Origin of the sequence: Kitasatospora sp. NPDC097643, from assembly GCF_040302625.1 — a bacterium.
Classification (GTDB): domain Bacteria; phylum Actinomycetota; class Actinomycetes; order Streptomycetales; family Streptomycetaceae; genus Kitasatospora.
In genome coordinates this window covers 13,892-37,012 of sequence record NZ_JBEOSA010000009.1, presented here as the reverse complement: position 1 = coordinate 37,012, position 23,121 = coordinate 13,892, and the positions used below count along the sequence as shown (strand labels likewise).

Below are 23,121 nucleotides of genomic sequence, written 5' to 3'. Positions count from 1 at the left end.
CCTCGACCCCCGGGAGCCCGTGATGCTCTTCAACCCGCGTTCGTACGACCCCGCGCAGTTCGACGAGCCGACCCGTCGGCTGCTGCGCGCGACCGTGGACTGGTTCGAGTCCCGCGGCAAGAAGGCGCTCCTCGACACCTACATCGACCGCACCTGGTACGCCGACTTCCTCGAATTCGCCGCCAAGGAAGGCCTGTTCGCCGAGTTCCTGACCCCCTCGTCGGCCGACGCCGACAAGCGCTGGGACACCGCGCGGATCGCCGAGCTGAACGAGATCCTGGGCTTCTACGGCCTCGGCTACTGGTACACCTGGCAGGTCACCATCCTCGGCCTCGGGCCGGTGTGGCAGAGCGACAACGAGGCCGTCCGGGCCCGCGCCGCCCGCCTCCTGACGGAGGGTCACGTGATGGCGTTCGGCCTCTCCGAGCGCACGCACGGCGCCGACATCTACTCCACCGACATGATCCTCACCCCGGACGGCGAGGGCGGCTTCACCGCAACCGGCTCCAAGTACTACATCGGCAACGGCAACGTGGCCGGCCTGGTCTCGGTGTTCGGCCGCCGCTCGGACGTCGAGGGCCCCGAGGGCTACGTCTTCTTCGCCGCCGACAGCCGTCACGAGGCGTACCACCTGGTGAAGAACGTGGTCAACGCCCAGATGTACGTCAGCGAGTTCCGCCTGGAGGACTACCCGGTGCGCGCCGAGGACGTGCTGCACACCGGCCAGGCCGCCTTCGACGCCGCGCTGAACACCGTCAACGTCGGCAAGTTCAACCTCTGCACGGCTTCGGTCGGCATCTGCGAGCACGCGATGTACGAGGCGGTCACGCACGCCCAGAACCGGGTGCTGTACGGCAAGCGGGTCACCGACTTCCCGCACGTGCGGCGCGAGTTGACCGACGCGTACGCCCGCCTCGTGGCGATGAAGCTGTTCAGCGCGCGGGCCGTGGACTACTTCCGCAGCGCCTCCCCCGAGGACCGCCGCTACCTGCTGTTCAACCCGATGACCAAGATGAAGGTCACCACCGAGGGCGAGAAGGTCATCGACCTCATGTGGGACGTCATCGCGGCCAAGGGCTTCGAGGCGGACACCTACTTCGACAAGGCGGCGAAGGACATCCGCGGCCTGCCGAAGCTGGAGGGCACCGTCCACGTCAACCTGGCGCTGATCCTCAAGTTCATGGGCAACTACCTGTTCGCCCCGGCGGACTACGCCCCGGTGCCGAGCCGGCTGGACGCCGCCGACGACGCCTTCCTGTTCCGTCAGGGCCCGGCCCGCGGCCTCGGCGCGATCCGCTTCCACGACTGGCGCGCCGCGTACGACCGCCACGCGCAGCTGCCGAACGTCGCCCGCTTCCGCGAACAGGCCGACGGCTTCTGCGAGTTGCTGCTCACGCACGCGCCGAGCAAGGAGCAGCAGGCGGACCTGGACTTCCTGCTGGAGATCGGCCAGCTGTTCGCCCTGATCGTCTACGGCCAGCTGGTGCTGGAGCAGGCGGAGCTCACCGGTCTGGACGCGGACGTGCTGGACCAGATCTTCGACGCGCTGGTCCGGGACTTCTCCGCGCACGCGACCGAGCTGCACGGCAAGGCCTCGACGACCGAGGAGCAGGCCGCCTGGGCGCTGGCGAACGTCCGCCGGCCGGTCGCGGACGCGGAGCGCGCGGCGAAGGTGTGGGCGCGGGTCGAGGCGCTGTCCGGCGCGTACGAGATGCAGCCGTAGCCGCGGCGACGCGGAGCAGGACCCCCGGGGGTGCCGGTCGGCGGACCGGCACCCCCGGGTGCGTCGGGCGGCGGCGGGCCGGGCGGCGCGTCAGCCGTCGCCGAGGCCCATGTCGCGCGCCCGGGCGACCGCCTCGGCGCGCGTGGCGACGTGCAGCTTCTCGAAGATGTGGGTGACGTGGTTGCGGACCGTCTTCTCCGCGACCACCAGCTCGCGGGCGATCCGCCGGTTGTCCAGGCCGCGCGCGACGAGGTCCAGCACCTCGGCCTCGCGGGCGGTGAGCTCGGGGAAGAGCTGCCCGGCCTCGCGCATCCGGGCGCCCGCCAGCAGTGCGGTGATCCGGCCCGCCACCTCGCCGCCGAAGACGGCGCCGCCGGCCGCGACCGTCCGTACCGCGTGCAGCACCTCCTCCCGCCCGGCGCCCTTGACCAGGTAGCCGCGCGCGCCGGCCTGGAGCGCCGCGAGCAGGTTGCCGTCGTCGTCCGACATGGTCAGCATCAGCACCGGCGGCGCGTGCTCCCGCGTGGAGAGCCGGCGCACGGCCTCCAGCCCGGAGCCGTCGGGCAGCGAGAGGTCCATGACCACCACGCTCGGCAGGCACCGGGCGACCACCTCCGGCACGTCCGAGACCCGCTCGGCCTCGGCCACCACGGTGACGCCCTCGGCGCTCTCCAGCGCCGCCTTGAGCCCCTCCCGGAAGAGGGGGTGATCGTCGACGATCAGTACACGGACGGGCGAGGCGTCGTCGGCCCGGTCCGGGGGTGCCTCCGGCAGCTGTTCATCCACCCGGCCGACACTACCAGCGATGATCTCGTGACTTTCCGTGACATGCTCGGGGAGTCGCGGTCCTGGATCGGGCAGGCCACGGACCGGGTGGTCCCGGCCGGGATGCGAGACCCGTGCCTCATGCGTCCGGGACATCCGGCCGTCGAGACTGGGTCAAAGCGCCCGGCGTACCCCCTCGGCCGGTCGGCCGATCGGGATCCGTTCCGCCGGCTTCGTCCTGCTGCGAGGTGCCATGATCACGGTGACGTCCCTCCGCCCCGGCGTGCCCGCCCGGCCTGCACCGGTCCGTTCGTACGCCCAGCGCCAGCTCGCGGCCGCCGCGACCGTCACCTCGGTCTGCCTGGTCGTCTCCGTGCTGTGGGCCTGCTACGTGCTGGTCCACCTCGGCGACCCCACCGTGACGTACGCGCGCAACGAACTCAGCGTCCTGATCTACGCGCTGCCCAGCGCCGGTGCCGGGATGCTGCTGCACGCCCACCGGCCGGGCAGTCCGCTCGGCTGGGTGATGCTGCTGTACGGGCTCACGCTGATCCTGCCCAACGCGGCCTCCGCGCCGGTGTGGGTGGAGGTGTCCGCCCCCGGCATCGTGGCCGCGACGGTGGTGCTGCGCGCGGTGTGCGACGTGGTCAGCGCGACGCTGTTCTACGTCCTGCCGCTCTGGCTCCCCTCCGGGCGGCTGACCGGGCGCCGCTGGTGGTGGTACATCGGCGCGGTCGCGCTCTGGGAACTCCCCGACAACCTCTGGTTCCTGAACCGCGTCAACGCCTTCGGCCACCCGAACCCGCTGGCCGGCGCCGCACCGGGATCCTTCTTCTGGCACCTCGCCGCCCGGCTGCACGACGTGTACCCGCCGGTCAACTACCTGCTGATCGCCGTCCCGGCGACGGTCCTGCTGGTGCGCCTGGTACGGCTGCCGCACCAGCCGGCACCCGACACGGGCACGGGCCCGAGCACGGGCACGGGCCCGAGCACTGGCGCGGGCACCAGCGCGACGCCGCGACGCCGGGCTCACCTGGCCGGGCTGCTGGGCGCGTACCTGTTCCTCGCCGGGATGCAGGACTTCTACACCCGCAACTACCAGGACTCGTACTGGCTGAGCCTCGCGCTCTTCTCCACCGCCGGCGCGGTCTGGGCCGTCGCCGTCGCCTACCTGGTGATCCGCGACGGCGGCTGGCGGCTCGACCGGGCGGCCCGCAACGCGCTGGTCGGGCTGCTGCTGGCCACCGGCTTCCTCACGATCTTCGTGCTGCTCGCGACCGTACTGTCCGACTGGCTGGTGCCCGGGCACAGCGGAGCGGCCCTGCTGCTGATCGGGCTGGTCTTCGTGCTCGGCGCCGGCCTGCCCACGGCCACCCGCTGGGCGGTCTCCCTGATCGACCGGCTCTACTACGGCGAGCGCGCCCACCCCTACCAAGTGCTGCGAACCCTGGCAGGCCAGGTCCGGCAGGTCGCCGACCCGCAGCGGCTGCCGGCCGAGCTGTGTGCGACGGTCGCGGAGGAACTGCGACTGCCCGGCGTCGCCCTCACCGTCAGCACCCGGGCCGGACAGCGCCCGCTGGCCACCGTGGGCCGACTGGACGGGCAGCGCCGGGACTTCCCGCTCGTCCACCACGGCTCGCCGATCGGCGAACTGACGGTCGGGCTGCGGGAAGGCGAGACGGAGCTGGACGCCAGTGACGTCGACATCCTGCGCTCGCTGGCCGACCAGGCCTCGCCCGCAGTCGCGTCCCTGCGGCTCCAGGAGGACCTCCAGGCCAGCCGGGAACAGATCGTCGCCGCCCGCGAGGAGGAGCGGCGCTGGCTGCGCCGGGACATCCACGACGGACTCGGGCCCGCCCTGGCCGGGCTGCGGCTGCGGGTCGACAACGCCGCCTCCGTCGCCGGCTCCGACTCCGGCTCCGGGGGCGGGGGCGGGGGCGGGGGCAGGGGCAGGGGCGGGGGCGAGGAACTGGGCGACACGCTGCGCGGGATCTCGGGCGACCTCGCGATGGCGATCAAGGAGGTCCGCCGGATCACCGACCGGCTGGGACCGGCCCCGCTGCGCGAGTTCGGGCTGACCAGGGCGCTCCAGCAGCTGGCCACCGCCTTCGGCGGCAGCGAACTCACCGTCACCGCCGACCTGGACCCCGACCCGCTGCCCGAACTGCCGGCGGCGGTGGAAGTGGCCACCTACCGGATCACCGCCGAGGCGCTGAACAACGTCCTGCGCCACGCCCAGGCCCGTACCGCACGCGTGACGGTGCGGGTCGACGCGCAGGCGCTCACGCTGACCGTGCGCGACGACGGGGTGGGGGTGGGCGGCGAGGGGCCGACGGGGGAGGGCACGGAACGGCGGACTCCCGATGCGGACGGCGCACGCGGAAACGGCGGGGTCGCAAACGACGGGTTCGGAAACGGCGGCGTCGGTCTGCGCTCGATGGCGGACCGGGCGGCGGAGATCGGTGGACGCTGCACGGTGGAGCCGCTCCGGAGCGCGCACGGCACCCAGGTGGTGGCCGTGCTGCCGCGCACACCCGCTGCCGGTGCGGCCACCGACGGGCGCGCCGTCGGGTGAACCGGCTACGGGTGAACCGTCCGCGAGTGAACCGGCTACGGGTGAACCGGCCGCAGATATACCCGCTGCGAGTGAACCGGCCGAGCATGCCGAAGGCCCCCGGCACTGGCGGTACCGGGGGCCTGAGGGGAATCGGTGACGGGTTCGCCGCCACGGGCTTCACTTCTCGGTGAGGGTCACGGCCCGCCGCAGTCCGGTTGGCCGCTGGTGCAGCGGGTCGGCTCCGGCGACTTGGCGGCCGGCTTGCCGGGCTTGGGCGCCGCGGCGGCACAAGCGTTCTTGAAGGCGACGGCTGAGGCGATCGCGCCGGCCAGAGCCGAGGCCAGGCAGAGCGCCTTGGTCGCGGTGTTCGTTGCCATGGGGTGGTTCTCCTGAATCTTTCGAGCGACCGATCCGGTCGATCGCCTTGCATCCACCATGCGTACCGGTACGCCCCGGATGCATGGGCCCGCCGTCCCATTCCGGTCCCAGAAACGGTGTCGGCCGGATGGAACGGCGAGTCGTCGGTGCACGTCGGTGCAGGTCAGTGCAGGTCAGTGCGGGTCAGTGCAGTTCGTTGCGGGCCAGTACGGACCGAACGGTGTCGGCGGTGTCGGCGGTGTCGGCGGTGTCGGCGGTGGCCACGATCCGGCCCAGGACGGCGGTGACCGGTCCACGCGGACCGGCCCGGAAGCCGTGCCGCTCGCCCGCCCGGACGTAGACCAGGTCGCCGGGGAAGAGAGACCTCGCGCCGTCCTCACCGAGGACCGTGGCGGCGCCCGAGAGGAGCACCAGGAAGACGTCCGCACCCGGGTCCGCGGGCGGCTCGTAGCCGTCGCCCGGGGCGAAGGTGACGGTGTCCACGCTCACCCGCGCGCCACTGTCGACCGCGAGCGAACCGGCGCGCTGGGAGGGGATGTTGGCGCCCGCGGCGACCGGTGAGACCGTCGCGACCGGTCGGACGGTGAGCAGCGCGGTCGGTGCCCCGCGCACGGCGGTGAACCGGCAGTCACTGCCGGGCCGGTGGTGCAGCACCTCGCCCGGGGAGAGGATCCGACCGTCGGCACGCAGGCGCCCCGAGAGCACCACGGTGACGAACTCGGCTTCCTCGCAGGGTCGTTGCTCGACGTGGACGCCGGGCGGCAGGACTTCGACGGTCAGTGCGCCGAGGACGGACGGGCGCTGCCCGGGGTCGATGAGCCGTTGGAACGCGGGCGCGGTGCGGGGGACGGCAGCAGGGACGAGGATCACGCCGGATCCCCTCCGTTCGGTTGGTAACAGGCTTGTTGTTGCGGCCAGTTGATCACGATGACTGAGTGATCGCGGCCGGCCGGTCGCGGCTGGGGGGTCACGGCCGGTTGCGGCGCTCGGCGCGGCGCCGGGCCAGGGCGGCCCGGGTGCCGGCGGTGCGGTGGGGCGCCGCGAGGGTGAGGCAGAGCAGTTCCACGCCGAGCGGTCCGGCCTCCAGGTGGAGCGCATGGCCCCTGCGGGCCAGCAGGAGGTCGCCGTCCGAGGCCAAGTAGTCCGGTTTGCCGGAGAGTTGGCCGACGACGGCGGCTCCGCGCAGGACGTGCAGGACGGTCTCGGTATCGGGCCGGCCGGTCAGGACGTGGTGGGCTCCGGGGCTCAGCCGCAGGTGGTCGAAGGACTCGCAGGCGCTCGCGAGCATGGAGCGCCTGGCGAGGGAACGGACCCGTACGCGTTCGCTGTTCGGGCCGAGGAGGACCATGGCGGAGCCGCTGTCGGTGGTGACGATCACCTGGGTTCACCTCCGTTCGGGGATTCCGGAGAGTCCGGGGAGTTCGGGGCCTCGGTGCTGTCCGGGTCCCCGGCCACCGCGCCCGCCGGGACGGCGAGGACGGCGTGGAAGTACTCCAGCCCGGCCGTACCGGCCGTGAGGACGGTGCGGGAGCCGAGCGGGAGGACGACGGCGGTGTCCTGGACCAGCGGGATGCCGCTGTCGTCGGCGCCGTCCCGGAGGGCCTCCTCGGGGGCGGAGGCCAGGCCGGAGCCGGCGGTGACGTAGAGCGCGTGCTCGACGCCGTCGGAGGTCACCTCGGCGCTGTGGCCGGGTTCGAGCCACTGGAGTCCGACGACGCGCAGCGGGCCCGAGAGCAGGCGGCCGGGGTCGACCGCGCCGCGTTGCCGCAGGTCGGTGATGACGGTGCCCGGCATTTCGGGGTTCCTTCCGGTCGCGGGCGGGCCCGGCGGTCCGCCTCTGCGACCAACCGTGCGCCGCCCGTTGTCCCGGCCACACGGGGGCCTCGTCCCCTCCCCTTCCCGACCCGTTCCCGGCCTTGTCCCTGCCGGCTCCCGGCCCGGTCCCGGCCCCGTCCCAGCCCCGTCCCGGCCCACTCCCGACCGCTCGCCCGACCGCTCCCCCGCATACGGCACAACGGCCCACCCCGCAACGGCGTACGGTGGAACGCGGAGGCCGTGTCATGCACGTCACCGGTACCCACTTCACCGATCGCACCGACGCGGGCCGCCGTCTGGCCGCCCACCTGGGACATCTGGCCGGACCCGGCACCGTGGTGGTGGCGCTGCCCCGCGGCGGGGTGCCGGTGGCGGCCGAGGTGGCGGCGGCGCTCGGCGCGCCGCTGGACATCTGCGTGATCCGCAAGCTGGGCGTGCCGTACCAGCCGGAGCTGGGCATGGGCGCGATCGGCGAGGACGGCGTACGCGTGCTCAACGACGACGTGATGCGTCTGGCCGGGATCACCGACCAGCAGCTGGCCGAGGTGGAGCGGCAGGAGCGGGCCGAGCTGGCGCGGCGGGCGCGCCGCTACCGGGGTGACCGTCCGGCGGCCGATCTGCGCGGCCGCACCGTGCTCGTGGTGGACGACGGCATCGCGACCGGTTCGACGGCGCGGGCCGCCTGCCTGATCGCCCGGGCCCGGGGCGCGGCCCGGGTGGTGCTGGCGGTGCCGGTGGCGCCGAGGGACTGGACGGAGCGGCTGTCGGAGGTCGCGGACGAGCTGATCTGCGTCGGCATGCCGTCGCCGTTCTTCGCGATCGGCGAGTTCTACGACGACTTCTCGCAGACCGGGGACGACGAGGTGCTGCGGCTGCTGGCCGAGGCCCGGGGCGGGCGGCCGCCCGCCCCGGTCGCCGTGGACCGTGAGCTGGCGCTGGCGGCCGCCGGGGTCCGGCTGGCGGGGCACCTGACCGTCCCGGCGGGTGCGCGGGGCCTGGTGGTGTTCGCGCACGACAGCGGCAGCGGCCGGCACAGCCCGCGCAACCGGCACGTCGCCCGGTACCTGAACCGGGCCGGGCTGGCGACGCTGCTGTTCGACCTGCTCACCGAGGCCGAGGAGGAGGACCGGCGGAACGTCTTCGACGTGGAGCTGCTCGGCTCCCGGTTGACCGCGGTCTGCGGGCGGCCGGGCGCCCTGGCGGAGACCGGCGCGCTGCCGCTCGGCCTGTTCGGCGCCAGTACCGGCGCGGCCGCCGCGCTGCACACCGCCGCGGAGCTGGGCCGGGCCGTCGGCGCGGTGGTGTCCCGGGGCGGGCGGCCCGACCTGGCCGGGCCGGACGCCCTGGCCCGGGTGATCGCGCCGACGCTGCTCGTGGTCGGCGGCCTGGACGGCACGGTGATCGAGCTCAACCGGCGGGCGCGGACGCGGCTGCGCTGCGAGAGTGAACTGGCGGTGGTGCCGCACGCGGGCCACCTGTTCGAGGAGCCCGGCACCCTGGACCGGGTCTCCGAGCTGGCCGGGGACTGGTTCCTGCGCCACCTCGCCGGCCCGGACGGCACCGGCACCGGCACCCGCCCAGACGGCTCCGGCACCCGCTCGGACGGCACCGGCAGCGACGACGGCGGCATGGGCTGACCGGTTATGCACACATCGTGAATCAACCCCGGAGTGCAGCGCATTTTGCCCAGCCGGACCCCTGATTTCCTGGTCGGCTTGTACACATTGAACAGCGAAATCCCGACCTGTTGCCCAACCATCCCGACAGGAGCAAGCTCTGCGCTCAGCCGCACCGTCCCACCCATCCACGGCGAGCGGATGCCTCAGAGCCGAGGCCCAACATGGAGGAACGACCGATGACCACGCAGTCCCACGCCCTTGAGCTGACCCCCGAGGAGCGCGCGGCCGGTCTCGACGCCGACCAGCTCCGCCGCCTCGTCGGCCTCGTCGAGCACGACCCGGCCACCGACCCGTTCCCGGTGACCGCCCAGGACGCGGTCGTGTTCGTGGTCGGCAACGCCACCCAGACGGCCCAGTTCTACCAGGCCGTGTTCGGCATGGAGCTGGTCGCCTACTCCGGCCCGGAGACCGGCCGCCGGGACCGCAAGGCCTTCGTGCTCCGTTCCGGCTCCTGCCGCTTCGTGATCAAGGGCGGTGTGCTGCCGGACAGCCCGCTGCTGGACCACCACCGCCGCCACGGCGACGGCGTCGTCGACCTGGCGCTGGAGGTGCCGGACGTCGACAAGTGCATCGAGCACGCCCGCGCGACCGGCGCCACCGTCCTGGAGGAGCCGAACGACGTCTCGGACGAGCACGGCACCGTGCGCCGCGCCGCCATCGCCACCTACGGCGAGACCCGCCACACCCTGATCGACCGCTCCCGCTACAGCGGCCCGTACCTGCCGGGCTACATCGCCGCGGAGAGCCGGGTCAAGCACCCGGAGGGCTCGCCGAAGCGCCTGTTCCAGGCCCTCGACCACGCGGTCGGCAACGTCGAGCTGGGCAAGATGGACGAGTGGGTCTCGTTCTACAACCGCGTCATGGGCTTCGTGAACATGGCCGAGTTCGTCGGCGACGACATCGCCACCGACTACTCCGCGCTGATGTCCAAGGTCGTCGCCAGCGGCAACCACCGGGTGAAGTTCCCGCTCAACGAGCCGGCGATCGCCAAGAAGAAGTCCCAGATCGACGAGTACCTGGAGTTCTACACCGGCCCCGGCTGCCAGCACATGGCGCTTGCCACCAACGACATCCTCACCACCGTGGACGTGCTGCGTTCGCGCGGCGTGGAGTTCCTCAACACCCCGGACTCGTACTACGACGACCCGGAGCTGCGCGCCCGGATCGGCAAGGTGCGGGTGGACATCGACGAGCTGAAGAAGCGCGGCATCCTGGTCGACCGGGACGAGGACGGTTACCTGCTGCAGATCTTCACCAAGCCGATCGGCGACCGTCCGACCGTCTTCTACGAGTTCATCGAGCGGCACGGTTCGCTGGGCTTCGGCAAGGGCAACTTCAAGGCGCTGTTCGAGGCGATCGAGCGCGAGCAGGACGCCCGCGGCAACCTGTGACCGCCGGGGAAGTCTGAGCGGGACACCGCGGGAAACAGCGGGACACTCTGGGTACGGTCGAACCGCACGGGCCACCGGCGCGGTCGGCCGTACCCGGTCGAGGAGGAGCAGGGAGATGGCGTACTACCGGCAGCTGGGCAGCATCCCGCCCAAGCGGCACACCCAGCACCGCACACCCGAAGGCGGGCTGTACTACGAGGAGTTGATGGGTGAGGAGGGGTTCTCCTCGGACTCCTCGCTGCTCTACCACCGGGGCATCCCGTCGGCCGTGGTGAACGCGGTGCCGTGGGAGCTGCCGGACCAGTCGACGGTGCCCAACCACCCCCTGCTCCCCCGCCACCTCAAGCTGCACGAGCTGTTCGCGGGCCAGGAGTGGAAGTCCGCGGACGTCGTGGCGAGCCGCCGCCTGGTCCTCGGCAACGCGGACGTGCGGATCTCGTACGTCGCCGCCGGGGCGCCGAGCGAGCTGTACCGCAACGGGCTCGGCGACGAGTGCGTGTACATCGAGTCCGGTACGGGCACGGTCGAGACGGTCTTCGGCTCGATCGAGGTCGGCCAGGGCGACTACGTGATCATCCCGCGGGCCACCACCCACCGCTGGGTGCCGTCCGGGGACGAGCCGCTGCGCGCGTACTGCATCGAGGCGAACAGCCACATCACCCCGGTCAAGCGCTTCCTCTCCAAGTACGGCCAGCTGCTGGAGCACGCGCCGTACTGCGAGCGGGACTTCCGCGGCCCGGTCGGCCCGCTGCTCGTCGACACCCCCGGGGACGTCGACGTGCTGGTCAAGCACCGTGGCCCGAACGGGATTTCGGGCACCCGCTACACCGTGCCGCACCACCCCTTCGACGTGGTCGGGTGGGACGGCTGCCTGTACCCGTACGCCTTCAACATCAAGGACTACGAGCCGATCACCGGCCGGATCCACCAGCCGCCGCCGGCCCACCAGGTGTTCGAGGGGCAGAACTTCGTGATCTGCAACTTCGTGCCGCGCAAGGTGGACTACCACCCGCTGTCGATCCCGGTGCCGTACTACCACGCCAACGTGGACAGCGACGAGGTCATGTTCTACTGCGGCGGCGACTACGCGGCCCGCAAGGGCTCGGGCATCGGCCAGGGTTCGATCTCGCTGCACCCCGGCGGGCACACCCACGGGCCGCAGCCGGGCGCGTACGAGCGCAGCATCGGCGTGGACTTCTTCGACGAACTCGCCGTCATGGTGGACACGTTCCGCCCGCTGGAGCTCGGCGAGGGCGGCCGGGCCAGCGAGGACGGCAACTACGCGTGGACCTGGGCCGGTCGGGGGCCCGGTCGATGAGCGTGATCACCGGGGCCTGGCACGGCCTGTTCGCCGGGCTCTTCGACGACGCGGCGGTGTTCCCGCCGGGGAACCTGCCGCTCGCCGAGGCGGTGCCCGCGCACCGCGCCCACCGCACTGCCTGGTACGCCGACGCGGTCGGGCCGCTCCTCTGCGGGGCGGGCCGGCTGGGCGAGTTGGCCGCCGCGACCGCCTCTTCGGCGGCCGACGGCGCGCCGCTGCGGGTCGGGCTCGTGCTGCCGGGGGGCAGCGCGGAGCTCGCCCCGGCCCTCGCCGCCGCCGCGCCGTTCGAGGTGGCCGGTGTCGAGCTGGCCACCCGGGACGCCCGCGAGGCCGTCGCCGAACTGGACCGGCTGCTGCCGCCGGACGTGCCGGCCGCCGTCGAGCTGCCGCGTGAACTCCTGCGCGGCGACGGGCTGGACGAGACGCTGGACGTCCTGGTCGACAGCGCGTACCGGGCGAAGTTCCGCACCGGCGGGCTGGCCGCGGACGCCTTCCCGGGCGAGGAGGAGCTGGCCGGCTTCCTCACCGGCTGCGCGCAGCGCGGCCTGCCGTACAAGTGCACGGCCGGGCTGCACCACGCCGTCCGACACACCGATCCGGTCACCGGCTTCGAGCACCACGGCTTCCTGAACGTGCTGCTCGCCGCGCAGGAGACCGACCGGTCCGCCGCCGCAGCGGTGCTGGCGGAACGCGACGGCGAGGTCCTCGCCAAGGCCGTCCGCGCGCTGGACGACCGTCAGGTTACGGTGATCCGCAACTCGTTCACCGCGTTCGGCACCTGCAGCATCGCCGAACCCCTGGACGACCTGGCCGCGCTCGGCCTGCTGTCGCCCAGTCCACTGCCCCAGGAGGACCGTTGAGCACCCCCCGCAGCTGGCTCGCCAGCGCCCAGGACTCGCCGTTCGGCGTGCACAACCTGCCGTACGGCGTCTTCACCGCCGACGACCAGCCCGGGCGGCGCCGGATCGGCGTGCGCATCGGGGACTTCGTGCTGGACGCCGGTGCGGCCGCCCGCGCGGCCGGGGCGCCGTCCGTCCTGCTGGACGCGGACTCGCTCAACCCCCTGATGGCGGCGGGGCGTTCGGTCTGGACGCAGGTGCGGGCCGACCTGACCGACTGGCTGACGGACGAGTCCTTCCGGGCGGCGCTCTCCCCGGCGCTGCTGCCGGTCGGCGAGGTCCGGCTGCACCTGCCGTTCGAGGTCGCCGACTACGTCGACTTCTACGCCTCCGAGCACCACGCCACCAACCTGGGCCGGATCTTCCGCCCGGGCGGCGAGGCGCTCACACCCAACTGGAAGCACCTGCCGATCGGTTACCACGGCCGGTCCGGCACCGTCGTCGTGTCGGGCACGCCGGTGGTGCGCCCGCACGGGCAGCGCAAGGCGCCCGCCGACGCTGTGCCGACCTTCGGCCCGACCCGCCGGCTGGACATCGAGGCCGAGGTCGGCTTCGTCGTCGGCACGCCGTCGGAGCTGGGGCGCCCGGTCGTGCTGGACGACTTCCGCGAGCACGTGTTCGGCGTCTGCCTGGTCAACGACTGGTCGGCGCGCGACATCCAGGCCTGGGAGTACGTGCCGCTCGGCCCGTTCCTCGGCAAGTCGTTCGCGACTTCGGTCTCGCCGTGGATCGTCCCGCTGGACGCACTGCAACACGCCCGGGTCAGCCCGCCGGAGCGGGACGTCGAGCCGCTGGCGTACCTGGACGACCGCGGCGGCGAGCCGTGGGGCCTGGACCTGGCGATGGAGATCCGGCTCAACGGCCACCTGGTCTCCCGCCCGCCGTTCGCCTCCATGTACTGGACGGCGCAGCAGCAGCTCACCCACATGACCGTCAACGGCGCCTCGCTGCGCACCGGCGACCTGTTCGCCTCGGGCACCGTCAGCGGGCCCGAGCCGGACACCCGGGGCGCGCTGATCGAGCTGACCTGGAACGGCGAGGAGCCGCTGAAGCTCCCGGACGGGACGACGCGCACCTTCCTGGAGGACGGCGACGAGGTCGTCATCACCGCCACCGCGCCGGGCCCGGACGGGACCGTCGTGGGCTTCGGCGAGGTCGCGGGCCGGGTCGGGGCGTAGCGCGGAGCCGGCGGCGGGGGCGCAGGGCCGCCGCGAGCAGCGTCGGCGAGTAACAGATGACAGCCGACAGATGACAGCTGACAGATTTCATCATCTGTCAGCTGCCATCTGTTTTCCCACCTACAGCCCCGCGCCCCCCGTGGCGTCGACGACCCGCCCGGTCACCCAGCGCGCGTCGTCGGAGGCGAGGAAGGCGACGATGTCCGCGATGTCCGTCGGCTGCCCGACCCGGCCGAGCGCGGCGACCGAGGCCGCGTAGGCCTGCGCCTCCTCGTTGCCGCGCAGCCACCCGGCGTTGACGTCGGTGTCCACGATGCCGGGCGCGACCGAGTTCACGGTGATCCCGCGCGGCCCGAGCTGCTTGGCGAGGTTGAGTGTGAAGGTGTCCAGCGCCCCCTTGGTCGCGCCGTAGGCGATGATCTCCGGCATGGCGAGCCGGGCGGCACCGCTGGAGATGTTGACGATCCGGCCGCCGTCCCGTAGCCGTTTCAGCCCGTGCTGCACCACGAAGAACGGCGCGCGGACGTTGACGGCGAAGACCTGGTCGAAGTCCTCCTCGGTCAGCGACTCGAGGTCCGAACTGCGCCCGATCCCGGCGTTGTTCACGATGATGTCCACTCCGCCGTCCGGCGCGTGCGCCCCGATCCCGGCGTCGAAGGCCGCCCACAGCGCGGCCGCGTCGCCGTGCCGGCCGAGTTCGGCCCGCACCGCGAACGCCCGTCCACCGTCGGCGCGGATGCCCGCCACCACCTCACCGGCCGCCGCCTCGTCGCGGACGTAGCCGATCGCCACGGTGGCGCCGTCCCGCCCGAGCCGGCGCGCGATGGCCCGACCGATCCCCCTGCTGCCGCCCGTGACCAGCGCGGTCTTGCCCCGAAGCCCGTACGCACCCATGGCAGGGCCCCCTTCTGTCAACATGCCCGATTATTTTTGAGCCGACCCGTCCCACCCGGCCGGCTGCCTGGTGATCTCCGCCGCCACCAACGTCTCCGCCCAGGACGCCGGCATCCAGGCCCACCTGCGCGAGCTGCGCAACGGGAACACGCTGGTCTTCGAGGCGCGGCTGCGCCGGGCCCGCGAGGAGGGCGAACTGCCGCCCGAGGCCGACCCGAAGGCACTGGCCGGCTACCTCGCCACCGTCATCCAGGGCATGTCGCAGCAGGCCCGGGACGGTGCCACCGCCGCCGACCTGTCCCACGTCGCCGAACTCGCCCTGCGCGCCTGGCCGTGACCGGCGGAGCCCCGGGCCTCCGGGCACCCTCCCAGTGATCAGGACGGCCGACCCACCCCGGTACGGTGGACTGCGGAAGTCCACGTCGCCGAGGAACGGGAGCGGGCCCGATGAGCGCAGAGCTGGCAGAGGTCCAGGTGCACCTGGACGGCGGGGTCGGACGGATCGTGCTGAACCGGCCGCGGGCGCTCAACTCGCTGACCCACGGCATGATCACGGCCGTCCGGGCCGCGCTGGACGACTGGGCCGCGGACGAGCGTGTGCACGCCGTCGTCCTGACCGGGGCGGGCGAGCGCGGCCTCTGCGCCGGGGCGGACATCCGCGCGATGCACGACGACGCCAAGGCAGGCGGGGCCGGCTTCCGGGCGTTCTTCCGCGACGAGTACCGGCTGAACGCCCTGATCGCCCGCTACCCGAAGCCGTACGTCGCGGTGATGGACGGCATCACCATGGGCGGCGGCGTCGGGCTGTCCGCGCACGGCGCGGTGCGGATCGTCACCGAGCGCTCCGTCGTCGCGATGCCCGAGACCCGGATCGGCCTGGTGCCGGACGTCGGCGGCAGCCGTCTGCTCGCCCACGCCCCAGGCGAGTTGGGCACCCACCTCGGGCTCACCTCCGGCTCGATGGGCCCCGGCGACGCCCTGCTGTGCGGGTTCGCCGACCACTTCGTCCCCTCGGAGCGGATCCCGGCACTGCTCGACGCCCTCACCCGCACCCCGGACGCGGCCGCCGCCGTCGTCGCGGCACACGCCGAGCCCGCGCCGCCGGCCGCCCTGGCCCGGCAGCGCGAGTGGATCGACGCCTGTTATGCCGCCGACACCGTGGAGGAGATCGTCGAGCGGCTGCTCGATTCCGGCGTGCCGGAGGCGAAGGAGGCCGCCGAGCTGGTACTCGGCAACTCCCCGACCGCCGTCAAGGCCACCCTCGCCGCGCTGCGCCGCGCCCGGACGCTTCCCTCGCTGGAGGCGGTGCTGGACCAGGAGTACCGCATCTCCTGTGCGGCGCTGGAGGGTCACGACCTGGTGGAGGGCATCCGGGCCCAGGTGATCGACAAGGACCGCAACCCGCGGTGGTCCCCGGCCTCGCTCGCCGAGGTCACGGAGGCCGACGTCGCGCGCCTCCTCGCCCCGCGCGAGGGCGACGAGCTCGGCCTGGCCTGAGCGGACGGTCCCGCGCGCGGTTGCGCCCGTGCCCGTGCTTGTGCCCGTGACGACCGTCTCGCATGCCAAGACTGGCGCGAGGCGGGGCGCGTCGTAGATCGTTGGGTGGTCAGGGCGCGCCCGCGCGGCGCCGAGCAGCGGAATGGGAGTCAACGGCGATGACCGAGACCAAGAGCGGGACCGAGACCGGACCCGAGGCCTACGAGACGATCCTGGTCGAGCGCAAGGGCCGGGTCGGGCTGATCACGCTCAACCGGCCCAAGGCACTCAACGCGCTGAACACCCAGCTGATGAACGAGGTCGTGGCGGCCGCCACCGCCTTCGACCGGGACCCGGAGATCGGCTGTCTGGTGATCACCGGCTCGGAGAAGGCCTTCGCGGCCGGCGCCGACATCAAGGAGATGCAGGGCAACCAGTTCCCCGACGTCTACCTGGACGACTGGCTGGGCCCGTGGGACCGGATCGGCTCGCTGCGCAAGCCGGTGGTCGCGGCGGTGGCCGGGTTCGCGCTGGGCGGCGGCTGTGAGCTGGCGATGATGTGCGACATCCTGCTCGCCGCGGACACCGCGAAGTTCGGCCAGCCCGAGATCAAGCTGGGCGTCCTGCCGGGCATCGGCGGCTCGCAGCGGCTGACCCGGGCGGTCGGCAAGGCCAAGGCGATGGAGCTGTGCCTGACCGGTCGCATGATGGGCGCCGAGGAGGCCGAGCGGGCCGGCCTGGTCTCCCGGATCGTCCCGGCCGACCAGCTGCTCGCCGAGGCGCTGGCCACCGCCGAGACCGTCGCGGCGATGTCCACCCCGGCCGCGATCATGCTGAAGGAGAGCGTCAACCGCTCTTTCGAGACCACCCTGGCGGAGGGCGTGCGGTTCGAGCGCCGGCTGTTCCACTCGGTGTTCGCCACGGCGGACCAGAAGGAGGGCATGGCGGCCTTCGCCGAGAAGCGCCCGGCGTCCTTCACCCACCGCTGACCGATGACAGATAACAGCTGACAGATTTCATCATCTGAAATCTGTCAGCTGTTATCTGTTACCTGTTCGCTGTTCCCCGTCAGTCCTCTCCCGCCAGCGTCGTGTTGAGCCGGGCCAGTCCGCTGCGGGTGGCGGCGACCACGATCTGGTCGCCCGGGGCCAGCCGCCGCGTGCGGTCGGGGAAGTTCCACTGGAGCTGCGAGCTGTGGGCGGACCTGACGGCGATCACCCGGACCCCTCCCGGGTCCTCCAGGTCGTGCCGGTTCATGCCGATCAGCCCGCCGCCGTCCTCCGCCGTCAGCTCGGCGATCAGCAGCACGTGCCGGAACACCGAGAGCATCCCGCGCACCTCACGCCCCATCAGGGCGGCGGCGAAGGCGGGCGCGGCCAGGTAGGAGACCGACCGCGAGGCCGCGTTGTCGAGCGTGGCGTAGAAGTGACCGGCGAAGTTGTCGTCGAACAGCCGCACCACCACCCGGACTTCGGGATTGCCGTGGCGCGCCTCCAGGGCCGCCTCCAGGTTGGTGGCGTCGTCGCCGCTGACCGCGACCAGCGCCCGGCTGTGCTTCAGCCGGGCCCGGCGCAGCTGCTCCTCGAACGGCCCGTCCCCCAGGACGACCGGGATGCCGAGCGCCCGGACGGCGGCGATGCCGCGCGCCTGCGGGTCGCGTTCCATGCAGACCACCGGCACGCCCAGGTCGTGCAGTTGGGTCGCGACGCGCGTACCCACGTTGCCGAGCCCGACCACGATCACGTGGTCGCGGGTGCCGGCCCCGGGGTTGCGGGGCTGTCCGCGCCGTCCGGAGGCGAGCACCTCGACCGCGATGGCGGTGGCGACCGGCGCGAAGGTGATGCCGCAGATGGTGATGACCACCTGGGCGACCCGCTGCCACAGTCCGCCGGTGCCCGTGCCGGCGGCGATGTCGGCGGGCTGGTCGGGCTGCGCGGCGCCCGCCAGGTCGAGCAGCGAGATGTAGAGGGTCCAGCCGAAGTCCCGGTTCAGGTACCAGAGCACGCCGAAGGACATGAGCACCGCCGCGAGGGCGGTGAGCAGCGCCAGCCGCATCCGGGCGCTGGTGAAGAAGCGCATGGTGTCGAGCAGCCGCCAGCGCATCCGGCGCGCCCAGCCGGTGGCCTCACGCGGTTCGATCGGCAGCGTCTGGAGCGCGGCGACCCCGCCCGGCTCCTCGGCCCCGGCCTCCGCCGACGCCGCCGCCCCGGCCGCCTCCGCCAGAACCGCATTGGTCTCCACGTCCGGCTCCGCGTCCGGCTCCGGCTCCTCGACGGAATCGGCCCCGGGCGTCGGGTCGCGGCGGACGCCGCCGGGGCGGACCGGCCCGTCGTCGCCGAACTCGGCGGCGAGCCGGACGAACTCGGCCGCCTCCGCCTGCTGTTCGGGCAGCAGGCGGATCCGGCTGAGGTCCTGCCGGTCGATCTGGTCGGCGACGATGCAGAGCCGGTCGGAGGTGATGGCGTCGTCGAAGGCGATGTGCAGGAAGCGGCCGCCGATCTCGACCGAGTTGGGTCTCCCGAGCGCGGCGGCGGCGAAGGCCGGGGCGGCGGTGGCGGAGCCGGAGAGTGCGGCACCGTTCTTGAGCAGCCGTTCGATGTTCTCGCCGAGCCGCTGGTTGAACATCCGGAGCACGATGCGCAGCTTCGGGTTGTGGCCCTGGGCACTGAGTGCGGCGTGGATGTTCTCCTGGTCGCTGCCTTCGACGAGGGCGAGGCCGCGCGCGGTCTCGATGGACACCGCGCGCAGGGCCTCGTCGGTGATGCTGCCGTATTCGACGACGGCGGCGACGCCGGGCAGTTGCTCGATGTGCGGTGCGTGGTCGCGGGTGCGGTCGGCGACCAGGACGACGACCGGGACCTCGTAGTGTTCGACGAGTTCCAGGACCAGCCGGTGGGCCAGCGCGTTGCCCCCGCAGACGATGTAGTGCTGGCTGATCGGCTCGACCGGAGGGGTCCCCCACCCTTCAGAAGTCATACCGCCGGATGATATCGACGGCGATCGACCGGAAGGTGTCGTTCCGGCGACCGGGAGGGATCATTCCCTTCCCCGGACAGCCGAATCCGACGTGCCGTCCACCGCCGGCAGCGCGAGGCTGGGGTCCGTCCTTCACCCGTCGCCCGCCCCGGCCCGAGGAGTCCGCCACCGTGGTCCCCCCGATCATCACCCCCGACGGTTCCCCGGTCCAGGGACCGCTCGGACAGCTCGCCAAGGCCGCCTGGCAGGTCCTGCTGGTCGCCGGGCTCGCGTCGCTCGCCCTCGGGATCGTCGTCTTCGCCTGGCCGGAGCAGACCCTGCTGGTGGTGGGCGTGCTGTTCGGCCTCTACCTGCTGGTCATCGGCATCGTGCAGCTGGTCGCCGCGTTCGGCACGCACGCGACCACCGCGCTGCGGGTGCTGGCCTTCATCAGCGGCACCATCTGCGTGCTGCTCGGGCTGCTCTGCTTCCGCAGCGCGGCGCGGTCGCTGCTGCTGCTCGCGCTCTGGATCGGCATCGGCTGGCTGTTCCGCGGCATCACCCAGCTCGCCGCCGCGATCTCCGACCCCGCCATGCCGGCCCGCGGCCTGCAGATTTTCGCGGGAGTGGCCAACACGGTGGCCGGGGTGCTGCTGATGGTCTGGCCGGTCGGTTCGATCACCGCCCTGACCGTCCTGGCCGGGTGCTGGCTGGTGATCCTGGGGCTGATCGAGATCGCCACGGCCTTCAAGGTACGCAGCCAGGCCAAACGGATCCCGTCGGGCGTCTGACGGAGGAGCGCGCAGCCGGCGCGCACCTGCGGCCGACGCGCACCCGCGGCCGGTCGGCCGACCAGCCGACCGGCCGACCAGCCGGCATTCGGACGGTCACGGCCTCGGCGCGTAGCCGATCCGGAAGGTCGCGGCCTCCAGCCGTTCCGCGTCGAGCCGGACGTCCGTCAGCCGCTCGGCCAGCGCGAACGCGGCCTCGGTGTGCAGGCGCGGGTCCTCGTCCTCCTCGTCGAGCCGGAAGCCGCAGGCCGCCAGCAGCTCCGGGATGCCGGGGGCCTCGGCGTCCGAGCCGTGCCGTTGGGTCGGGAAGAGCGGTTCGAAGGTGAGCCGGCAGGCGCCCTGCTCCCACCAGTTGAAGTGGTCCACCGCGGCGAAGTTCCGGAAGTGCGAGACCACCCGGGTGCCGTCGCCGAGGCCGGGAAGCAGCTCGTGGAGGCTGCCGAGGTAGCCGAAGGGCTCGACGGCGACGGCCCAGCCGCCGAGCTCCGTCACACCGACGAGCAGTCGGTCGTCGGCGTCCTCGTGCTCCGCAAGCAGGGCCTCGGCCTCCTCGTCCTCCCCGTCGTCGAACGTCTCCCAGGCGGACACGACCGCGTCCAGGCCGACGGCCTCGCGGCCGGGGACGGCGTCGAAGCGGCGCAGCAGCTCGTCGGCGGTGATCCCCTCGACCAGGGTCAGGCAGTAGGCCTCACCGAGGACGGGATAGCGCTTCTCGAACCAGGTGTAGTCGGTGGCGTGTGCGGTCATGCGCCGATGCTGCCAGACGGCTGTGACACCGTCGGCGCGGGGGCTCGGGCAGCGGCCCCCGGCGCCGAGGTCGTCACCGCCGAACGGGTCGTCCCCGTCGGACGGGTCGTCAGCGCCAGGCCGCCGGGTCCGTGCCCCAACGTCCGGGCGGCCTGGACCAGTTGGTGGGCGCGCCGGCGTAGGCGATCGGCGGGAGGGCGTGCCGCAGCCGCCCGTACGCCGAGTCGGTCTCGGCGAGGTAGCGGGCCGGGTCGTACGGCGCGGTGACGGTGGGTGTCGCGCCGGCCGGTGCGGTGCCCTCCGCTGCCTCGGGGTGCGGGTGGGCCGGGGCGGGTGCCTCGGGTCCGATGCCGTGCATGAGCCAGGAGGCCGTGCCGGCGAGGGAGAAGCGCAGGTGGCGGGCGCCGGGCCGGCCGGTGCGCTGCTCGGTGAGGGCGCGCAGGACGACGGCGGCGACGAGGTAGCCGGTGCCGTGGTCGAGGGCCTGGGCGGGGAGCACGCCGGGTCGGCCGTCGGGACCGGCCTCGTGCGCGGCGATGCCGACGCCGGCCTGGACGAGGCTGTCGAAGCCGCGGCGCCCGGCCCAGGGGCCGCTCCAGCCCCAGGCGCAGAGCTGGACGTGGATCAGGCCGGGGTGTCGGGCCAGCAGTGCGTCGGGGGCGAGGCCGTGGGCGTCGAGGGCGCCGGGGCGGTAGCCGGTGATGACGACGTCGGCGGTGGCGAGCAGGCCCTCGAAGACGGCGCGGTCGGCCGGGTCGCCGAGGTCGAGGCGGGTGGAGCGCTTGCCGAAGCCGGTGTCGGCGTGGGCGTCGTCGGCCTCGGGGAGCCCGGGCGAGTCGACGCGCAGGACGTCCGCGCCGAGCAGCGCGAGCGTGCGGGTGGCGACCGGGCCGGCGATCACCCGGGTGAGGTCGAGGACGCGGACGCCCGCGGCGGGCTGCGAGACCTCGGCTCCGCCGAGCGGGCGGGCGGGGTCGGCGCCGACCACCCGGGCCTCGATCAGCGGGTGCACGGTCGTGCTGACCGGCGCGACGGCGACGGCGAGCGCCCCCGCCTCGTACGCGCGCTCCTGGATCCGTTCGGCCTGCTGCCCGGCCAGGACCTCGGCGAGCCGGTCGGGACCGGCGTCGGCGGGCAGGTCGAGGGCGGCGAGCAGCCGGGCGCGGTGGTGCGGGTAGTTGGCGTGGGTGCGGACCCAGCCGTCCGCGGTGCGCCAGAAGCCGGAGTGCGGGGCGAAGCTGACGGGCGTGCGGCCGTCGACGGTCAGGTGGCGCTCGCTGACGAAGGCGGTGGCGACGGCCCCCTGGTCGATCCGGACGGCGGGGACGGGGCCGCCGGCGCGGAGGGCGGCGAGTTCGGCGGCCGCCAGCGAGCAGGCCGCCACGGTGGCGCGGGCGAGCCGGCGCACCTGCAGACCGGAGGGCAGGACGTCGTCGGGGCCGTGGAAGCCGACCCGCTCCAGCAGCTCGGCCGGCCCGCCGAGGGCGGCCCAGGCGTGGGCGGTGGGTTGATCCACGGACCGGCCCCCCGACTGGTCGGCGGGCTGGTTGATCGGCTGCCCGGTGGCGCGGGCGTCGGAGGACGTCGAACGCTCTGTCATGTCCCGCATTGTGCTCCCGTCCTCGCCCACTCGCCGTGACCCCCGTCACCAGCGTCGGCGCAACCGGCCTGACGGTCCATGAGAGGGATGAAGAGGTGGACGTGAGCCGTCCCCGGCCGCCGCCAGCCCTCGCCGACCGGGTCGACCGGTCGGTGGAACGGACGGATAGGGTTCGAACCGGGGGCCGCCCGGCACCCGTACGGCGCCGTGACGTGACCCGGCACGGCGTGAAGTCGGCGACCAGGAGGCCCCGTGTACGCGATCCGACGCCTTGATCTGGGGTACTTCGTCCGGCCGGCGTCGGAGGTCGGCGGGCCGGAGCCGCGCGTGGAGCCGGTGCTGGCGTACCTGGTGCGGCGTCCGGAGGGGCTGCTGCTGTTCGACACCGGGATCGGCGGCGGCGATCCGGAGACCGAGGCGCACTACCGCCCGGTCCGGCGTCCGCTGCCGGAGGCGCTCGCGGCCTGCGGGGTCTCGATCGCCGACATCGACCTCGTGGTCAACTGCCACCTGCACTTCGACCACTGCGGCGGCAACCCGTTGCTGGCCGGCACGCCGGTGCTCGTCCAGGCCACCGAGCTGGCGACGGCGCAGCGCGGCGACTACACCATCGACGCGCTGGTCGACTTCCCCGGTGCCGCGTACCGCGCCCTCGACGGCGAGGCGGAGGTGTGGCCGGGGGTGCGGGTGCTGCCGACGCCCGGGCACACCGACGGGCACCAGTCGCTGGTGGTCGAACGCCCGGACGGCGGCGCGGTGGTGCTCGCCGGACAGGCGTACGACTTCGCCTCCGAGTTCGGGCAGGCCGTACTGGCCCGGCGGGCGGCGCACGAAGGCGTGGCGGCGCCGCTGCCCGGCTACCGGGCGTGGCTGGACCGGCTGGCCGAGTACGGGCCGCACCGGGTGCTGTTCGCGCACGACTACGCGCTCTGGGAGCCGGTCGGATGATCCG

At 73.3% G+C, this 23,121-nt stretch carries 20 protein-coding genes and 1 pseudogene; 12 read left to right on the top strand and 9 right to left on the bottom strand.

Going from position 1 to position 23,121, the window contains the following annotated elements; all coding sequences use genetic code 11:
- Nucleotides 1-22 precede the first annotated feature (22 nt).
- A complete protein-coding gene (locus tag ABTY15_RS08725; protein WP_350578717.1) occupies nt 23-1,723 on the top strand; it encodes an acyl-CoA dehydrogenase family protein in 1,701 nt (566 codons plus the stop codon).
- A gap of 90 nt (nt 1,724-1,813) precedes the next feature.
- On the opposite strand, the gene ABTY15_RS08720 is transcribed toward ABTY15_RS08725, so the two are convergent.
- Nucleotides 1,814-2,509, bottom strand: a complete 696-nt coding sequence (locus ABTY15_RS08720) for a response regulator (RefSeq protein ID WP_350578327.1) — start codon at nt 2,507-2,509, stop codon at nt 1,814-1,816.
- Between the two features lie 232 nt (nt 2,510-2,741).
- Here ABTY15_RS08720 and ABTY15_RS08715 point away from each other — a divergent pair, with 232 nt between their 5' ends.
- Nucleotides 2,742-5,063: a GAF domain-containing sensor histidine kinase gene (locus tag ABTY15_RS08715; RefSeq protein WP_350578324.1), complete on the top strand. Its 2,322-nt coding sequence runs from the start codon at nt 2,742-2,744 to the stop codon at nt 5,061-5,063.
- A 176-nt stretch (nt 5,064-5,239) separates the two neighbouring features.
- Here ABTY15_RS08715 and ABTY15_RS08710 read toward each other — a convergent pair whose 3' ends face one another.
- The 4 genes from ABTY15_RS08710 to ABTY15_RS08695 form a co-directional block, all read right to left on the bottom strand.
- Nucleotides 5,240-5,422, bottom strand: a complete 183-nt coding sequence (locus tag ABTY15_RS08710) for a hypothetical protein (protein ID WP_350578321.1) — start codon at nt 5,420-5,422, stop codon at nt 5,240-5,242.
- Between the two features lie 184 nt (nt 5,423-5,606).
- On the bottom strand, nt 5,607-6,293 hold the full coding sequence (locus ABTY15_RS08705) for a cupin domain-containing protein (RefSeq protein WP_350578318.1): 687 nt from the start codon (nt 6,291-6,293) through the stop codon (nt 5,607-5,609).
- 97 nt (nt 6,294-6,390) lie between these two features.
- Nucleotides 6,391-6,801, bottom strand: a complete 411-nt coding sequence (locus ABTY15_RS08700) for a pirin family protein (RefSeq protein ID WP_350578315.1) — start codon at nt 6,799-6,801, stop codon at nt 6,391-6,393.
- Nucleotides 6,798-7,217, bottom strand: coding sequence for a hypothetical protein (locus tag ABTY15_RS08695; RefSeq protein WP_350578313.1), 420 nt, complete (start codon nt 7,215-7,217; stop codon nt 6,798-6,800). The genes ABTY15_RS08700 and ABTY15_RS08695 overlap by 4 nt, the downstream gene beginning before the upstream one ends.
- 266 nt (nt 7,218-7,483) lie before the next feature.
- Here ABTY15_RS08695 and ABTY15_RS08690 point away from each other — a divergent pair, with 266 nt between their 5' ends.
- From ABTY15_RS08690 to fahA, 5 genes are all read left to right on the top strand, one after another.
- The gene (locus ABTY15_RS08690; protein ID WP_350578310.1) at nt 7,484-8,875 is read left to right on the top strand and encodes a phosphoribosyltransferase family protein; all 1,392 of its coding nucleotides are present in this window, start codon (nt 7,484-7,486) and stop codon (nt 8,873-8,875) included.
- Between the two features lie 218 nt (nt 8,876-9,093).
- The gene (gene hppD, locus ABTY15_RS08685) at nt 9,094-10,308 is read left to right on the top strand and encodes a 4-hydroxyphenylpyruvate dioxygenase (protein ID WP_350578307.1); all 1,215 of its coding nucleotides are present in this window, start codon (nt 9,094-9,096) and stop codon (nt 10,306-10,308) included.
- Nucleotides 10,309-10,423: 115 nt separating this feature from the next.
- Complete coding sequence (locus tag ABTY15_RS08680) at nt 10,424-11,626, top strand: homogentisate 1,2-dioxygenase (RefSeq protein ID WP_350578304.1); 1,203 nt, start codon at nt 10,424-10,426, stop codon at nt 11,624-11,626.
- Nucleotides 11,623-12,489 (top strand): hypothetical protein, encoded by an 867-nt coding sequence (locus tag ABTY15_RS08675; RefSeq protein ID WP_350578301.1) that lies wholly within the window; start codon nt 11,623-11,625, stop codon nt 12,487-12,489. The genes ABTY15_RS08680 and ABTY15_RS08675 overlap by 4 nt, the downstream gene beginning before the upstream one ends.
- Nucleotides 12,486-13,706 (top strand): fumarylacetoacetase, encoded by a 1,221-nt coding sequence (fahA, locus tag ABTY15_RS08670; protein WP_350578298.1) that lies wholly within the window; start codon nt 12,486-12,488, stop codon nt 13,704-13,706. Before ABTY15_RS08675 ends, fahA begins: the two co-directional genes overlap by 4 nt.
- A 120-nt stretch (nt 13,707-13,826) precedes the next feature.
- Here the strand turns inward: fahA and ABTY15_RS08665 are convergent, their stop codons facing one another.
- Nucleotides 13,827-14,600, bottom strand: a complete 774-nt coding sequence (locus tag ABTY15_RS08665; RefSeq protein WP_350578295.1) for an SDR family oxidoreductase — start codon at nt 14,598-14,600, stop codon at nt 13,827-13,829.
- A gap of 55 nt (nt 14,601-14,655) precedes the next feature.
- On the opposite strand from ABTY15_RS08665, the pseudogene ABTY15_RS08660 reads away from it, so the two are divergent.
- The 3 genes and pseudogenes from ABTY15_RS08660 to ABTY15_RS08650 form a co-directional block, all read left to right on the top strand.
- Nucleotides 14,656-14,937 (top strand): annotated as a pseudogene (locus ABTY15_RS08660) (TetR family transcriptional regulator C-terminal domain-containing protein); the annotation flags it as partial.
- A gap of 110 nt (nt 14,938-15,047) precedes the next feature.
- A complete protein-coding gene (locus tag ABTY15_RS08655) occupies nt 15,048-16,097 on the top strand; it encodes an enoyl-CoA hydratase/isomerase family protein (protein WP_350578289.1) in 1,050 nt (349 codons plus the stop codon).
- 158 nt (nt 16,098-16,255) lie between these two features.
- Nucleotides 16,256-17,065, top strand: coding sequence for an enoyl-CoA hydratase (locus tag ABTY15_RS08650; RefSeq protein WP_350578287.1), 810 nt, complete (start codon nt 16,256-16,258; stop codon nt 17,063-17,065).
- Between the two features lie 79 nt (nt 17,066-17,144).
- Here the strand turns inward: ABTY15_RS08650 and ABTY15_RS08645 are convergent, their stop codons facing one another.
- Complete coding sequence (locus tag ABTY15_RS08645; RefSeq protein WP_350578284.1) at nt 17,145-19,052, bottom strand: NAD-binding protein; 1,908 nt, start codon at nt 19,050-19,052, stop codon at nt 17,145-17,147.
- 170 nt (nt 19,053-19,222) lie between these two features.
- On the opposite strand from ABTY15_RS08645, the gene ABTY15_RS08640 reads away from it, so the two are divergent.
- Nucleotides 19,223-19,822, top strand: coding sequence for an HdeD family acid-resistance protein (locus ABTY15_RS08640; RefSeq protein ID WP_350578281.1), 600 nt, complete (start codon nt 19,223-19,225; stop codon nt 19,820-19,822).
- A gap of 96 nt (nt 19,823-19,918) precedes the next feature.
- Here the strand turns inward: ABTY15_RS08640 and ABTY15_RS08635 are convergent, their stop codons facing one another.
- Nucleotides 19,919-20,569 carry a DUF6461 domain-containing protein gene (locus ABTY15_RS08635; RefSeq protein ID WP_350578278.1) on the bottom strand — a complete coding sequence of 217 codons (651 nt, stop codon included), beginning with the start codon at nt 20,567-20,569 and terminating at the stop codon, nt 19,919-19,921.
- 109 nt (nt 20,570-20,678) lie between these two features.
- Entirely contained in the window at nt 20,679-22,169 is a 1,491-nt protein-coding gene (locus ABTY15_RS08630) for a CoA transferase (protein ID WP_350578276.1), read from the bottom strand.
- 252 nt (nt 22,170-22,421) lie between these two features.
- On the opposite strand from ABTY15_RS08630, the gene ABTY15_RS08625 reads away from it, so the two are divergent.
- Entirely contained in the window at nt 22,422-23,117 is a 696-nt protein-coding gene (locus ABTY15_RS08625) for an N-acyl homoserine lactonase family protein (protein WP_350578273.1), read from the top strand.
- Nucleotides 23,118-23,121: the final 4 nt, after the last annotated feature.

Excerpts from the sequence above, each read along its gene's own strand:
- ABTY15_RS08635 (WP_350578278.1), bottom strand. The coding sequence starts at position 20,569 with ATGACCGCACACGCCACCGACTACACCTGGTTCGAGAAGCGCTATCCC.
- ABTY15_RS08665 (WP_350578295.1), bottom strand. The coding sequence starts at position 14,600 with ATGGGTGCGTACGGGCTTCGGGGCAAGACCGCGCTGGTCACGGGCGGC.
- ABTY15_RS08725 (WP_350578717.1), top strand. The coding sequence starts at position 23 with ATGCTCTTCAACCCGCGTTCGTACGACCCCGCGCAGTTCGACGAGCCG.
- hppD (WP_350578307.1), top strand. The coding sequence starts at position 9,094 with ATGACCACGCAGTCCCACGCCCTTGAGCTGACCCCCGAGGAGCGCGCG.
- ABTY15_RS08690 (WP_350578310.1), top strand. The coding sequence starts at position 7,484 with ATGCACGTCACCGGTACCCACTTCACCGATCGCACCGACGCGGGCCGC.
- ABTY15_RS08645 (WP_350578284.1), bottom strand. The coding sequence starts at position 19,052 with ATGACTTCTGAAGGGTGGGGGACCCCTCCGGTCGAGCCGATCAGCCAG.
- ABTY15_RS08680 (WP_350578304.1), top strand. The coding sequence starts at position 10,424 with ATGGCGTACTACCGGCAGCTGGGCAGCATCCCGCCCAAGCGGCACACC.
- ABTY15_RS08650 (WP_350578287.1), top strand. The coding sequence starts at position 16,256 with ATGACCGAGACCAAGAGCGGGACCGAGACCGGACCCGAGGCCTACGAG.
- ABTY15_RS08710 (WP_350578321.1), bottom strand. The coding sequence starts at position 5,422 with ATGGCAACGAACACCGCGACCAAGGCGCTCTGCCTGGCCTCGGCTCTG.
- ABTY15_RS08655 (WP_350578289.1), top strand. The coding sequence starts at position 15,048 with ATGAGCGCAGAGCTGGCAGAGGTCCAGGTGCACCTGGACGGCGGGGTC.
- ABTY15_RS08695 (WP_350578313.1), bottom strand. The coding sequence starts at position 7,217 with ATGCCGGGCACCGTCATCACCGACCTGCGGCAACGCGGCGCGGTCGAC.
- ABTY15_RS08715 (WP_350578324.1), top strand. The coding sequence starts at position 2,742 with ATGATCACGGTGACGTCCCTCCGCCCCGGCGTGCCCGCCCGGCCTGCA.
- ABTY15_RS08630 (WP_350578276.1), bottom strand. The coding sequence starts at position 22,169 with ATGACAGAGCGTTCGACGTCCTCCGACGCCCGCGCCACCGGGCAGCCG.
- ABTY15_RS08675 (WP_350578301.1), top strand. The coding sequence starts at position 11,623 with ATGAGCGTGATCACCGGGGCCTGGCACGGCCTGTTCGCCGGGCTCTTC.